Origin of the sequence: Muribaculum intestinale (genome assembly GCF_002201515.1) — a bacterium.
GTDB lineage: Bacteria > Bacteroidota > Bacteroidia > Bacteroidales > Muribaculaceae > Muribaculum > Muribaculum intestinale.
This window is the reverse complement of sequence record NZ_CP021421.1, coordinates 245,346-259,516: the sequence shown is the minus strand read 5'-3', so window position 1 is coordinate 259,516 and position 14,171 is coordinate 245,346. Positions and strand designations below refer to the sequence as shown.

The 14,171-nt window shown below is 52.2% G+C and carries 13 protein-coding genes and 2 tRNA genes; 6 read left to right on the top strand and 9 right to left on the bottom strand.

The features are described 5' to 3' along the window. Positions 1–31: 31 nt before the first annotated feature. From ADH68_RS01210 to ADH68_RS01195, 5 genes are all read right to left on the bottom strand, one after another. Complete coding sequence (locus ADH68_RS01210; RefSeq protein ID WP_068960140.1) at positions 32–1,576, bottom strand: glycine--tRNA ligase; 1,545 nt, start codon at positions 1,574–1,576, stop codon at positions 32–34. Between the two features lie 108 nt (positions 1,577–1,684). Continuing rightward, complete coding sequence (locus tag ADH68_RS13850) at positions 1,685–1,861, bottom strand: hypothetical protein (protein WP_157517395.1); 177 nt, start codon at positions 1,859–1,861, stop codon at positions 1,685–1,687. Positions 1,862–2,054: 193 nt separating this feature from the next. Beyond that, a tRNA-Glu gene (locus tag ADH68_RS01205) sits at positions 2,055–2,126 on the bottom strand. A gap of 50 nt (positions 2,127–2,176) precedes the next feature. Continuing rightward, entirely contained in the window at positions 2,177–2,440 is a 264-nt protein-coding gene (gene rpsT, locus ADH68_RS01200) for a 30S ribosomal protein S20 (protein ID WP_068960141.1), read from the bottom strand. Between the two features lie 42 nt (positions 2,441–2,482). After that, a tRNA-Glu gene (locus ADH68_RS01195) sits at positions 2,483–2,554 on the bottom strand. A gap of 435 nt (positions 2,555–2,989) precedes the next feature. Between ADH68_RS01195 and ADH68_RS01190 the strand changes: the two genes are divergently transcribed. From ADH68_RS01190 to ADH68_RS01175, 4 genes are all read left to right on the top strand, one after another. Continuing rightward, positions 2,990–4,195: a hypothetical protein gene (locus ADH68_RS01190; protein ID WP_068960142.1), complete on the top strand. Its 1,206-nt coding sequence runs from the start codon at positions 2,990–2,992 to the stop codon at positions 4,193–4,195. A 182-nt stretch (positions 4,196–4,377) separates the two neighbouring features. Beyond that, complete coding sequence (locus ADH68_RS01185) at positions 4,378–5,109, top strand: potassium channel family protein (RefSeq protein ID WP_068960143.1); 732 nt, start codon at positions 4,378–4,380, stop codon at positions 5,107–5,109. 21 nt (positions 5,110–5,130) lie between these two features. Then, positions 5,131–6,228 (top strand): lysylphosphatidylglycerol synthase transmembrane domain-containing protein, encoded by a 1,098-nt coding sequence (locus ADH68_RS01180; RefSeq protein ID WP_068960144.1) that lies wholly within the window; start codon positions 5,131–5,133, stop codon positions 6,226–6,228. A gap of 32 nt (positions 6,229–6,260) precedes the next feature. Continuing rightward, positions 6,261–6,827, top strand: a complete 567-nt coding sequence (locus tag ADH68_RS01175; protein WP_068960145.1) for a sugar O-acetyltransferase — start codon at positions 6,261–6,263, stop codon at positions 6,825–6,827. Between the two features lie 6 nt (positions 6,828–6,833). Here ADH68_RS01175 and metA read toward each other — a convergent pair whose 3' ends face one another. From metA to ADH68_RS01160, 3 genes are read right to left on the bottom strand one after another with little or no spacing between them, the layout of a single operon-like run. Further along, a complete protein-coding gene (metA, locus tag ADH68_RS01170) occupies positions 6,834–7,754 on the bottom strand; it encodes a homoserine O-acetyltransferase MetA (protein WP_068960146.1) in 921 nt (306 codons plus the stop codon). After that, complete coding sequence (locus ADH68_RS01165; RefSeq protein WP_068960147.1) at positions 7,745–8,593, bottom strand: histidinol-phosphatase; 849 nt, start codon at positions 8,591–8,593, stop codon at positions 7,745–7,747. The genes metA and ADH68_RS01165 overlap by 10 nt, the downstream gene beginning before the upstream one ends. Next, positions 8,577–10,010: a tetratricopeptide repeat protein gene (locus ADH68_RS01160; protein WP_068960148.1), complete on the bottom strand. Its 1,434-nt coding sequence runs from the start codon at positions 10,008–10,010 to the stop codon at positions 8,577–8,579. Before ADH68_RS01160 ends, ADH68_RS01165 begins: the two co-directional genes overlap by 17 nt. Positions 10,011–10,020: 10 nt before the next feature. Here ADH68_RS01160 and ADH68_RS14250 point away from each other — a divergent pair, with 10 nt between their 5' ends. Further along, positions 10,021–10,161, top strand: coding sequence for a DUF2933 domain-containing protein (locus ADH68_RS14250; protein WP_353477759.1), 141 nt, complete (start codon positions 10,021–10,023; stop codon positions 10,159–10,161). A gap of 15 nt (positions 10,162–10,176) precedes the next feature. Beyond that, positions 10,177–12,258: a beta-N-acetylhexosaminidase gene (locus ADH68_RS01155; protein WP_068960149.1), complete on the top strand. Its 2,082-nt coding sequence runs from the start codon at positions 10,177–10,179 to the stop codon at positions 12,256–12,258. 159 nt (positions 12,259–12,417) lie between these two features. On the opposite strand, the gene ADH68_RS01150 is transcribed toward ADH68_RS01155, so the two are convergent. Continuing rightward, positions 12,418–13,932 carry a right-handed parallel beta-helix repeat-containing protein gene (locus ADH68_RS01150; protein ID WP_133165667.1) on the bottom strand — a complete coding sequence of 505 codons (1,515 nt, stop codon included), beginning with the start codon at positions 13,930–13,932 and terminating at the stop codon, positions 12,418–12,420. Positions 13,933–14,171 lie beyond the last annotated feature (239 nt).

Sequence of the window (14,171 nt, the reverse complement as noted above, 5' to 3'; positions counted from 1 at the left end):
GTGTGTGGCCCACAGGCCCGCAAGCTCGGCTTTAGCCGAGTTTGCGGAGCAGTGAGTTGATGCTTACTGTATCGTGGATGAGGCGGTGGAGATCCTCAACCTTTACGCGCTTCTGTTCCATCGAGTCGCGTTCGCGCAGGGTTACGGTGTTGTCTTCAAGTGTCTGGTGGTCGACAGTCACGCAGAAAGGTGTTCCGATGGCGTCCTGACGGCGGTAGCGCTTGCCGATTGAGTCTTTCTCCTCGTAGTGGGTGGGGAAGTCAAATTTCAGGTCGTTGACAATCTCGCGAGCCTTTTCGGGCAGACCGTCTTTGCGCACGAGGGGCATTACGGCGCACTTGACGGGAGCGAGTGCCGGCGGGAGGTGGAGTACCACACGCTTGTCGCCGCCTTCGAGTTCCTGTTCTTCGTAGCTTGAACAGAGCACTGAGAGGAACATGCGGTCGACTCCGATTGAGGTCTCAATGACGTAGGGTGTGTAGCTTTCGTTGAGCTCGGGGTCGAAGTACTGTATCTTCTTGCCTGAGAATTTCTCATGCTGCGAGAGGTCGAAGTTGGTACGAGAGTGGATACCCTCTACCTCCTTGAATCCGAAAGGCATCTCGAACTCGATGTCGGTGGCGGCATTTGCGTAGTGAGCGAGCTTCTCGTGGTCGTGGTAGCGGTACTTGGCGTCGCCGAGACCGAGGGCCTTGTGCCATTTCAGACGTGTCTCCTTCCAGTTTTTGAACCATTCGAGTTCCTGACCGGGACGCACGAAGAACTGCATCTCCATCTGTTCGAACTCGCGCATGCGGAAGATAAACTGACGGGCCACAATCTCGTTGCGGAAAGCCTTGCCAATCTGTGCGATGCCGAAAGGTATGCGCATACGTCCGGTTTTCTGAACATTGAGATAGTTTACAAATATGCCCTGTGCTGTCTCCGGACGGAGGTATACGGTCATGGCACCGTCGGCGGTAGAGCCCATCTCAGTGCGGAACATGAGGTTGAACTGACGTACCTCGGTCCAGTTCTTGGTGCCGGAAATCGGGTCGACAATCTCTTCGTCGATGATAATCTGGCGGAGTGCGTCGAGGTCGTTGTCGTTCATGGCCTGTGCGAAGCGCTCGTGGAGTGCGTCGCGCTTGGCCTTGTGCTCAAGAACGCGTGGATTGGTCTGACGGAATAGCTCGGCGTCGAAGCTGTCGCCGAAACGTTTTGCAGCCTTGGCCACCTCTTTCTCGATTTTGTCGTCGTATTTGGCTATCTGTTCTTCGATTAGCACGTCGGCGCGATAGCGCTTCTTTGAGTCTTTGTTGTCGATCAGAGGGTCATTGAAGGCATCCACATGGCCCGAGGCCTTCCAGATAGTGGGATGCATGAAGATGGCCGAGTCAATGCCTACGATATTGTCGTGGAGCAGGGTCATGGAGTCCCACCAATATCGCTTGATGTTGTTTTTCAACTCTACACCGTTCTGCCCGTAGTCGTAAACTGCTGACAGTCCGTCGTATATCTCGCTTGAGGGGAACACGAAGCCATATTCTTTGGCATGTGACACTATCTTCTTAAACTGATCTTCTTGTTGAGCCATGATTGTATGTATGATTTTCAATATTTTCAGAGAGCAAAGATAATGTTTTCTGCGGATATGACAAAGGCAGATGCATATGCGTCTGCCCTGAATGTATTTAAATTCCGGTTATTTGAGGATAGTGCGCGGGCCTGCCGCCTGATTTTCCTGAGCGCCGAGACTGTTGAGCGATTCGGTCTCCTGTTTCACGGCTGCTTCCGTGGGGTCGCTATAGTGGTCAACCTGTTCTCCGGGAGTCTGCGACTTGATGCGTGTGTCGCGTTTGTCATCTTTTTTAGTATTCATGTCTGTAAAATTTTTAACTTGATTATGTCTGTATGCTGTGCAAAATTGATTTGAACAGTTGTCTATAGTCACAACATGTTGCCATCGCAAAAGGTTTGTATGACTCCGGAGACATGACGGAGGGAAGAATTACAAAAAAATGGCGCTGTGTCGTAGTATTGACACAGCGCCATGGGTAAATCAAAGTTGAGAGTAGCCCATAGGAGAATCGAACTCCTCTTTCAAGAATGAAAATCTTGCGTCCTAACCGATAGACGAATGGGCCGGATAATGGTGGCCACGGATGTTGTAGCCATTATCCTCTATTAAGGGTCATTAGGCGTTGGCAGCCAGCTTGTTGATGTGAAGGGCGAGCTTGCTCTTCAGGTTGGATGCCTTGTTCTTTGAGATTGTACCCTTTGCAGCCAGACGGTCAAGCATTCCGCTTACCTTGGGCAGAGCTGCTTCAGCTTCAGCCTTGTCGGTGAGGGCGCGTACGCGACGCACGGCGTTGCGGGCTGTCTTGGCGTAGTAGCGGTTGTGAAGACGACGCGACTCGGTCTGACGGATACGCTTAATAGATGATTTATGGTTTGCCATTACTTAAAATGCTTAATCTTTTATTGTTTTGTTTTTTGATTGTAGCCCATAGGAGAATCGAACTCCTCTTTCAAGAATGAAAATCTTGCGTCCTAACCGATAGACGAATGGGCCATCATTGCTCTTAGGCGTAATTGCGAGTGCAAAGATAGAGACTTTTTCTTATCTCAGCAAATATTTTCACAAAAAATTAATCAATCATGTCGTTTTTATGCTTTTTGCGGGATTTTTCCCCGTAGGGAAGATGCTCACACGGGCCCGTCACGACTCTATACACATTAATTATATATGCAGTTTAATTATATATGCAGTGGAATCAGATGTCTTGCCGCAGTGTCGAAACTTGGATGATTGAGGTATCAGAGTATACAGAAGATTTCATATGAGTTATCTTTCTACGGTGTGAGACACCCATAATATGGCAGATAGGCTGAAAAAAATGGCCAATACTTCATCTCTGTTGAATTTGAATGGTTAATTATATGAAAAAAAATGTCTACCTTTGCAGCTCTTAATATTAGGTAAACCCTATAGATTATCACAAATTTTATGAAAAAGAAGATTTTTTTATTTGTTGCCGCTGCTATGTCGATTCTTTCGGTAACTTCATGTAAGAGTGACGATAATGACAATAGCGAGATTGTTGATGCCAGCTTCGTAAACGAGACATTGCAGGTCACATACAACGGTGTGCCCGTGATTGGCAAGAACGCCCATCTGCATTTCGACAAGGCTCAGGGCGGAGAGGGCACTCTCAATGTCTACAGCGCTATTGACATGAGTGCCGTGGCGGCCGACAATCAGACTTCATCGGTTCTTTATGGTCCCGGTGTACTCCCCGGCACACCTGTGCTTACCATACCGGTCAATGTGGTAAAGGAGGGTGACAATTTCTATTTTGCAACATCCGGCTCAACCGAATATGTCGACTATGAGCTCGACGGTGAAATCAACGGCAGTGTGCTTTCTCTGGATTTCTCCAATGTATCGCTCAAGAATAAAGTTCTTGCCGGCAAGAGCTATAAGCCTGCCCCTCTTGATGTTGGCTATACAGCTGTTACAGGTAGCGTATATGTCAACTGGGAGTCAACCGCTAAATTCGACATCGGTTTCGGTGCTGAAAACGGCTTTCCCGCACAGACATTTATCGCCAGTCTGGTGTTGAATTCTGCATTTATCCCTATGGGCGATACTCAGATGTCGGTGTATGATATAGTAAGCGCATTGCTTAAGAACGCCGCATTTACCGCTGACGGAAACATCACCGGCACATATGTAGATATGGCTACCAACCAGGAGACTGCTATCCCTGTAGGCATCGCACAGTATGTAGCGGTATCAGGCAATGAAATCAAGCTCTTCCTCAATCCCGAGATGATTATAGCATCGGCCATGGGTGCCCGCAGCGAATCGGGCGACCAGTCGTATGAACTCGATACAACTCCGCTGCTTGCATATGCCATGGAGACATTCCTCCCCATGCTCTCTGAAGGCATACCTGTAGAGTATAAGGTAGAGAATGGCATGACATCGTTCTATCTGCCCTCGTCTATCCTTCTTCCGCTTGCAAAGGGTCCGCTTTATGATCTTACAAGCGATCCCAATTTCGTGCCTTTTGTATTGGATTCAATGAAGGATATGGAGGGCATGGCGGATATGTTGGGAATGATTCGTCCTGCTATTGCAAGCCTTTCCTCTGTACTTGAGGGTACTACACTCCTTGAACTCGGTCTCAATCTCGTTGACGCCGAGTAAAAGACATAGATTCCGACAGGATTTACCCGATAGGCTGCACACCACGCGGTGTGCAGCCTCTTTTTTTGCATTGTATAGTGTGGTTGTGGCAAAATATACATAGGGATTGATGAGCAAAATAATGGATACAGTGTTATATAATGTATAAACAAGCTCTAAGAGCTTAAAAACGTTTCAGCATTATGACAGTCTCCGAAAGAGAGCGCCATCTGATAAGCACATGTCTGTATATTATCGTGTTGCTTCTGTCGTTGGGCCTGATTGTATACATATCCATTGACACATTCGAGGGCGTGAATTTCCTTGAAAACAGTTCGTACATGCGTTTCCAGTTCTGGGTATGCGTGGTGTTTATCATTGATTTTTTTGTTGAGTTGTGGATGGCGCCCAACAAGGGACGGTATTTCCGGCGCAGGTGGCTGTTCCTGTTGCTGTCGATACCGTATCTTAATATATTGCAGCTGTTTCACGTACAGTTTACTTCTCAGGAACTTTACTTCGTGCGCTTCATTCCTTTGGCCCGGGGTGCGCTCGCGCTTGCTATCGTCATAGGCTACATGACCTCCAACCGTCTGTCGTCGCTGTTCAAGAGCTATCTCGTGATAGTGATAATGATTATCTACTTTTCGAGTCTTATTTTCCTCAACTGCGAGCATCCCGTCAACGATATGGTGCCAAACTATGGTGCCGCGTTGTGGTGGGCATGCATGGATGCCACTACTATAGGGTCGGATATCTACCCTGTGACTGTCATAGGCAAAATACTCGGAGTAGTGCTTGCCGCTCTGGGGATGCTGATGTTTCCGCTCTTCACGGTCTACATCACCAACTGGGTGCAGCGCTACAACAAGACCCACAATCCGGCTATATTCAATTCGGAATTTGCCGACAACAATTCCGACAAGGATTCCTGAACGTCGTTTTATCCATTTGTTATGGTCCCCCCTTCTGATAATCCAGCCTCCATCCCCCGGCGCCGTGATATAAAGGCCATTGCCGGACGCATACTGAAAGTCGTAGTGCCTCTTGGCATCTCAGCGGCTCTGGTTGTGTGGCTGTTTCATAAGGTAGACCTCGACAGGGTGGAGGAGATAATGAGCGACGGTGTCGACTACCGTTTTATCATAGCCATGATGCTGGTCACGATGTTTTCCCACATGATACGCGGACTGCGGTGGGGCATACAGCTCCGTGCGGCAGGCATACCGCGTATGCCTGTCGTTGCCGAGTATGTGTCGATATTCGGGGCATATGCCATGAACCTTGTGTTTCCCTATCTTGGCGAGGCATGGCGTTGTGTGTATGTGTCGCGCCGTCAGCGCTGCAAACTGTCGACTGTGGTGGGTACCGACCTCGGCGACCGTGCGTCCGACGGCATTGTCATTGCCATGCTGATTGCGCTCACTCTGTTTGTTGCCCGGCCACAGCTCACCCGTTTTCTCGACCGTTATCCAATGGGTGAGGCGCTCCACCGCTATGCCACCGACGGCTCTCTATGGATATGCCTGTGCGCGGTGGCCCTGCTTGCGGCGGTGGTCGTATGGCTGTTTCGGCGCAGCAAGGCTGTGAAAAGCATGGAGCGGAGCGTGGCGCGGATATGGAGCGGTTTTGCAGTGCTGTTCCATATGAAGGGGATATGGCTCTATCTGCTGCTTACCGTAGGTATCTGGACATGCTACTTCATGGAGACATATCTTTGTTTCTACGCATTTCCGTTTACCAGGGCGCTTGTGGATGAGCCGGGCAGTTGCTGGGGGCTTGTGCCTGGACTGGTGGTATTTGTGTTCGGCTCGTGCAGTATGATTGTTCCGTCAAACGGTGGCCTTGGCCCGTGGAATATCGCAGTGATGTTTGCTCTCACTCTTTTCGGCATAAGCTCGGGCGACGGTGCGGCCTATTCGATAGTGTGCTGGAGTTTCCAGGCAGGGATGCTCGTGGCTCTCGGCATATTCAGTGCCTTATACATAATGATTGAACGGCGTGCCGGCAGGAATAATGTGCCCGGCTCCGGCGGTTTGCAGGAAAAATCGTAAATTTGAGTCGGAATCTATAAATAGATATATCAATGAGCGATTTTGACACCGAATGGCAGAAGATGCTCGACGGCGAGGTGTACGACGCCGGGCGACGCGAGTTTCTCGACCGACTGATTGACACAAGAGAGCGACTGTGGGAGTTCAACAATATGAATCCCCGCAATACCGACGCTCTGACCGGAATACTACGCGGGCTGCTCGGCTCGTGTGGCGAGCATATAACGGTCAATCAGCCTTTCCGCTGCGACTACGGATGCAACATACATGTGGGTGAGAAGTTTTTTGCCAACTTCAATCTTACCATACTCGACGAGGCGCGTGTGACCATCGGCGACAATGTGCTTATCGGCCCTAACGTAAGCATATACACCGCATGCCATCCGCTCGACGCCATCGAGCGCAACAAGTGGGTGGAATGGGCTGAGCCTGTGACTATCGGCAACAATGTGTGGATAGGCGGCTCGTCAACAATATTGCCGGGTGTGACTGTCGGCGACAATGTGGTGATTGGTGCCGGCTCGGTAGTCACCCGCGATGTACCGTCGGATGTGGTGGTCGGAGGTAATCCGGCGCGCATTATCAAGCGGCTTGCCTGACGGGCGTCAGTCGTGAATCTGGCGTATGTCGTAGGGCGTGGCCTGGTATACGAAATAGTTTAGCCAGTTGGAGAAGAGTAGGTTGGCGTGGGAGCGCCATCTTACGAGCGGTCCGCGCGAGGGGTCGTCGTCGATATAATAGTGTACCGGAATCGACGGATTGAGTCCGCGGTCCATGTCGCGGCGGTACTCGTAGTCGAGCGTCAGCGGAGAGTATTCCGAATGTCCTGTGATGAAGAATTCCCTGCCTCCGCGTGCCATCACCATGTATATGCCGCTTTCGGGACTTTCCGACAGTATACTTAGGCCTGGAATGGACTCGATATCGCTGCGCACGAGTTGTACGTGACGGCTGTGCGGCACATAGAATTCGTCGTCGAATCCTCGGAATATGGGATTGCGCTGGTCGTTGACGCGATGGCGGAACACTCCTGATATCTTGCTGCTCGTAAGGTGTTTGGGCACACTGTAATGGTAGTACAGCCCGGCAAAGGCGGCCCAGCATATATAGAGGGTTGAGGTGACATGGGTGCGGCACCAGTCGAATATTTCGCATAACTCGTGCCAGTAGTCTACATCCTCAAATTCCACCATCTCAAGCGGGGCGCCGGTAATGATGAACCCGTCGTAGTTCTGGCCGCGTATCTCCTCGAAGGTCTTGTAGAACTCCTCGATATGCTCGCGCGGAGTGTTGCGCGACACATGGCTTCGGGTGTCGATAAGGTCGAGCTCCACCTGCAGGGGAGTATTGGAGATAAGCCTGAGCAGGTCGGTCTCGGTCATTATTTTCAGAGGCATCAGATTGAGTATGCCTATCCGCAGCGGGCGTATGTCCTGCCCTTCGGCACGCTGTTCGTCGATTACGAATATGTTTTCCTCCCTGAGGGTCTCTACGGCGGGGAGTTGCACCGGTACTCTTACTGGCATGGCGGTGTGGTGGGGTCGATGTTGTGGAGTTTTTCAAGGCGGCTCAGCAGTTCTATGCCATATTTGCGGCCTGAGTCGATTTTGTCGGGCACATGGGCGTCGCTGTTGACTACGATGGGTGTATGTGCGGCGATGAGGCGGTCGAGCCATCGGCGGGCGGGGAATATGCGTTCCGCCGTCTCGTGTATCTTGGTGTTTATCTCTACGGTGATGCCGCTGTCGATTATCAGGTCGATTAGTGAGTCGATGCGGGCCCGGTACCAGGATTCGTCCTCGATGCCCGGCCTGAACATCGACGCGTTGTGTCCGATCTTGTCGAAGTGTCCTATTATGTCGAATCCGCCTTCGAGAATCATCCGTTCCGACTGGTCGTAGAAGGTGTCGACTACATACCGGATATCGTCGTGGAAGTATGTGCTCATTTTCTCCCTGAACGATTCAAACCGTCCGTCGACATCCACATATCCGCTGTCGCTCGGCACAAAGTGGACCGAGCCGATGCGGTAGTCGAGCGGAAGATGGCGGAAATAGTCGGAGGCAGGGCCCCATTCCGGTCCGAGATAGTCGATTTCCATGGCGGCGTACAGATGTATGCGGTCGGCGTGGAGGGTCTGCAGTCGCTTCACCTCTGCCAGGTATTCGGCCACGCTCTCATGGCTCATGTTGCACGACGAGTGTATGGGTACGGGTGAATGGGGGGTAAATCCCCAGTGTTCCATGCCGGCATCGATTGCCGCGAGTGTCATCTCGGCAATCGGCGCCTTTCCGTCGCACCACTGTGTGTGGCTGTGGAAGTTGTAGCGCGTTGTGGCGCGCGCGATGTCAGCGGGTCTTTTCATTTGCGCGCACTACTTTGTTGGACATCTCGCGCAGGGCTGTACGCTCGCGTTCTACCTCCTGTTCCATCGAAGTGATACGTCCGGCTACGGCCCTGTCGCCACCGGCATAGCGCATGCGCATTGAGTCGAGTTCCTTCAGGTTGCGGTCGAGCCGGCGGCACGCGTCGAGGTACTCCTCCATGGCATTTCTGGCAGCCGGAGTGCGCAGTTCGTCCCATGTGGTTATGATGCGGTTGCCCGGCAAGGCGAAATAGAAATCGGGGTGTGATTTGCCCGAGACGTATTCGGCCGAGTCGATGCGTTGCAGCATTTCGGTATAGTCGGCATCGGCAGGCCAGGTCGAACGGAAAGAGTCGATGCGCGCGTGAGCGGCAAGCCCCGGAGTATCGACCGGATAGTTGACACGCAAATCCGACGGGATAAACCGGTAGATTGTGATTTTGTCGCCAAGACGGTTGCGGTCGGTCGCCCACCATCCTACGCCGTTTACCTCGTCGATTGCCAGCAGATAGTCGTCGTAGGTCGAGTTGTATGGCATTCCTATGTTCTGGGGCTGGAGAAATCCGTTTTCATCTTTACGCGATATGAATATGTCGTATCCTCCTATTGATTCCGGGCCGTTGTTGGCATAATACAGCGTCACTCCGTCGGGCATCATAAACGGATAGTTGCTGTCGCCTCCGGCATCGAGCGCGCTTCCGAGGGGGTGGGGTGTATCCCATGTGCCGTCGATGAGGCGTGTGGCTCCCATCAGCACATAGTTTTCATCCTTGTCGGGAGCCGACCATATGCGGAATTCTCCCGACTGTGGCATGTAGACCTCTGACGGCTCGGCTATCTCATAGTCCTCCGGCATCACATCGGTGCTGTTGAGGGTGCCGCTTTCCGGGCTCAGGTGGTAGAACTTGAAAAACTCGTCGCGGTCGACAGCCATACTGTCGATTACCACGATTTTCTCCACTCTGTCGAGCATGGCCTGGCCGAGCATGGTGCGGCGGCGCAGTTCGTCGGCTTCAGGCGACTTAGTTATCTTGGGGGCTTTGCGGGCTTTTTTCTTGTTGGCGTTGTCGATGCCTTCCTCATATCTGTCGAGCAGGTCGGTGGCTTTCGAGAACTCATATTGCTCGAAAGCAGCCTCTGCGAGATATCGCGGGGCATCGATTAGCTTGCGTTCGTCGGCCACCTTGAGGTATCGCTCCGCTTTCTTGGGGTTGCCGCTGCGCAGCAGGCACACTCCTACCCACTGGTTGAGCGACGCGTCCTTGGGCTTGGCTGAAAGTGCCTTTTCAAATATAGGGAGTGCGGCGGCATAGTCGCCGTCGAGCATCATCTGACGAGCATCGTCGATAGTCTGGGCCGGCGCCGTGCCCCATGTGATGGCCATTGCGCCCGCTATGATATATCCGGTCAGTCTCATGTAGCGTTGATTGGAATATACATTTTTGCAACCCAAAATTACGCAATATTTTCCATATCTGTTGCTATTGCTCTGTTTTTTGCTTTTTTTATGGCATCACGATATCAAAATTACAAAAGAATGTAGTACTTTCGGCCTCCGGAAAAAGTAGCTACATAATATTATCATGAATAAAACTAATCTTTTCGCTGCAATGACGGCATTGGCCGTAGGTATCGGATGGGCGGGGGCCGAAGCCGCCGACTCTCCGCAGATTGCAGCCGGAGGCATATTGCCTCGCCCTGTGAGTATTGATATGAAAGATAGCCGACAGGCATGCTTTGATATCGCCAAAGGTATATCCGTGTCATATTCCGGAGTCCCGGCCTCCGAGCGCGACCGCATTTCGGAATATATGGACAGCCGCTTTGGTGTGGCCGACAGCCCTGCCGGGAAGAGCCGCGGCAGAATTGAATTCTCGATTGTCGACTCTCTGCCCGGCGACAGTTCGCCCGAGGGATATGTGCTCGACATTGCCGGTGACGGTGTGCACGCCCGCGCCACATCGGCCGCCGGACTGTTTTATGCCGCGCATTCTCTCGCACAGCTTGCCGACACCTATGATGGCAAGATACCTGAATGCAGCATCGTGGACTATCCGCGTTTTCAGTACCGCGGACTTATGATTGACGTGAGCCGCAACTTCCGCGACAAGAATTTCATCAAGAAGCAGATTGATGCCATGGCTGCGCTTAAACTCAACCGGCTGCACCTGCATCTTACCGATGCCGCCGGTTGGCGCATGCAGATCGACCGCTATCCGCGCCTTACCGAGTTTGCCGCGTGGCGCAAGGGTGGCTCATGGAAAAACTGGGACAACAAATATTGCGAGGCTACCGACCCTGAGGCTACCGGTGGATTCTACACCAAGGACGATCTGCGCGAGATAATCCGGTATGCCGCCGATCGCTATATCACCGTCATCCCCGAAATCGAGATGCCGGGACATTCGGCCGAGGTGCTTGCCGCATATCCCGAACTGTCGTGTACCGGCGAGCCTTACAAGCATCATGAATTCTGTCCGGGCAATGAGGCCACGTACGAGTTCCTTCAGAATGTGCTCGACGAGGTAATCGAGGTGTTCCCTTCGGAGTATATACATATAGGTGGCGACGAGGCCGCCAAGGATGCCTGGAAAAAGTGTCCGAAGTGCACCGCGCGTATGGCCAGTGAGGGTATAAAGGATGTCGACGGTCTGCAGAGCTATCTCATCCACCGTATCGACCGCTACCTCGACTCGAAAGGGCGCACGCTTCTTGGCTGGGACGAGATAATGGAGGGAGGCGTGGCTCCGGGCGCCGCCGTGCTGTCGTGGCGCGGATTCGAGCCGGGTGTCAAGGCTGCCTCAGCCGGCCATGCCACAGTGATGGCCCCGGGCCGTTTCTGCTATTTCGACGGTTATCAGGATGCTCCGGCCACACAGCCCGAGGCCATAGGCGGATACCTGCCTCTTGAGCTTGTCTACAGCTTCGACCCGGCTCCCGACTCTCTGTCGGTGGATGTCAAGGAGCATATAAAGGGTGTGGAGGCCACTCTGTTTACCGAATATATCGCTACCGACGACCATGCCGAATACATGCTGTATCCCCGATTGCTTGCATTGGCCGAAGTGGCATGGACTCCGCAGTCGCTCAAAGAGTACGACAACTTCTACACTCGTGCGCTTGCCGCAAACGACCGTCTCGCCCGCGACGGATACAATGTGTTCGACATGCGCTCCGAGGTAGGTAATCGCAAGGAAGCGCTGGCGCCTGTAAGCCATCTTGCCTTGAACAAAAACGTCGTGTACAACGATTGCAATTGGTCGAAGAGCTATCCTGCAGCTGAGGCCAAGACACTCACCGACGGTCTGCGCGGCGGATGGAACTACAATGATTTCCGCTGGCAGGGTTTCTTCAACGACTCTACCGATCGCGCCCTTGATGTCACTGTCGACCTGGAGCGTAAGGAGAAACTCTCGTATATCGGCGCTGACTTCATGCAGATTTGTGGCCCCGACGTATGGTTCCCGGTCAAGGTGGTGATATCGGTTTCCGACAACGGCACCGATTTTACTCCGCTTGCTGTAATCGAGCATGAGCCTAAGGAAGATTCCGGAGTATCGTTCCGCAACTACGGCTGGACCGGCTCGGCCGAAGCACGCTATGTGCGCTACCAGGCCTTCAACCGCTCCCACTTCATGTTCCTCGACGAAATCGTGATTCGCTGACCCCCTCCACCGGTTGGTGTATAATATGGCGCGTCCTCCACTCCTGCTAATTTTTTAAGTCAGGACTTCCGCCCCCATGTCACAAGCAAACAGTAATCGGCCATACGGATTCGCCCGTATGGCCGATTACTGTTTATACTTATATGAATGCAACAAATATTATAGGAGTATACGCACGGATTTACCGACGACTGTCACTATCGCGGCTCCGCGATGGCTGGTGGTTATCTCTTGGCCTGCAGTTCCGTTGAAGAGGCGGATACCGCTAAGGTCGTAGACCACGACTGGAGTAGTGGCATCGACACCGTTGACAGAGAATCTGCCGGCGCCCGATACGCTGATAGAGAAGTCGGGAGTTTCTATTTCGGTAATGCCTGCTACGCCGCCGGCAGGTAGATATACTACTTCGCCGAGCGCGCTGTTGTCGGCCTTGTGGTAGATTCTTTTCTCAATCTCTTCGGCCGACTGGTCGGCGCCGCCCCACGTGTTGCCTTGGGCATAGATGGTAAGCGCCGTGTTGTTGTATAAATCGTAGGGTATAGCTGGGTCCCACGCATTCTCGGCGCCGGCCGGAGCCTTGCCGCAGTTGCCGTTGTTGGCAAACACATTGCCGCCGGGATTGTAGTCTGACGAAGAGGCGTCGGCATTATTTCCGAAGTTGGCCCGTGTTTTTCCGATGATGGTGGCTCCCCAGAGGCAACCGTCGATTGTGTTGCCCTCGACGTATACGGATGTAGGATTGGAGTCGGAGGTCGAATTTACGGTAATGCCCGAGCCGCCGTTCATGGCGTTGGTCTCATAATGGCAGTTTATAATCTCGTTACCCTTGATTTTAACGTTCATGTAGTTGCCGAGGATGTTTATGCCATATCGGCTGTTGTCCATATAGTTATCCTCGATTTCAATCCGGTGGTTGCCTATCATGGACAGCATGTTTGACACGGATATTGCTCCGGGGAGTGTGCGTTTTCCGCCATAGATGGTATTTCGGCGTATTATTATCGCACCATTGTCGGCCGCAGGAGTCTCGTTAATCACGGGATAGTTGCGGTTGTCGGTCGAGCAGTCCTCAAACACATTGTCCTCGATGACTACACCGGCGGCCAGATTCGAGCCTGCGCCGATTGCCGACAGATGCGTGCGGTAGAAGTAGCAGTTGCGCACTGCGTTGTTGATGCTCGACGCCACAAATCCGATGGCATAATTGCCTATGCGGGTATTGTGTTCGATAAACGAGCAGCTCTCGACCGTTACACCTGCCGGGGCGCCCAGGCGCAGACCGGCTCCCTCGAAGCGCACATGTTTCACCGTCTGAGGCACGGAAGTGTCGAGGAAATGTATCCCTTTGGGTTTGATACCCTCTTCGGTGGGCATGATTGTTGCTGTATCGGCTGGCGCAAAATTATTATTGCCGCCATACATTCTCACGAGGATGTCGGCTCCCATACGCAGGGTGGCATTGTTGTCAAGCACCAGACCGTCCTGGTCAAGTATATCGATATCCTTGCTCAGACTGAATGTATTGTCGTCGAGTTGTGTCACACCCGAATCCTCAATCTTTGCAAGGTCGGCAAAGGAATATACAGTGCCTGTGTTAGGTGTCTGATATACATCGTTGGCCGATAGTGCTGTTAATGAACTTCCCAGATAAAGAAAGAGTATAGATTTTTTCATAATCATTAAAAAACTTAGGTTAGATGATGCAAAAGTAAGTTATTTATTCTTAAATCTGAAATTTTGCAATTAAAAAACGATAAATAGCGCCATGATTTCTTTGTTTTTCCGTATCGCAAGACAATCGCTCTGCAATAGGGATATGACAGCCAACGCCATCTAATTACGGATTTATTGATTGAAGACTCACTGTTGCGGTGTGTACACTATATTGGTGGAACCGGAGTGCGTTATAGCTA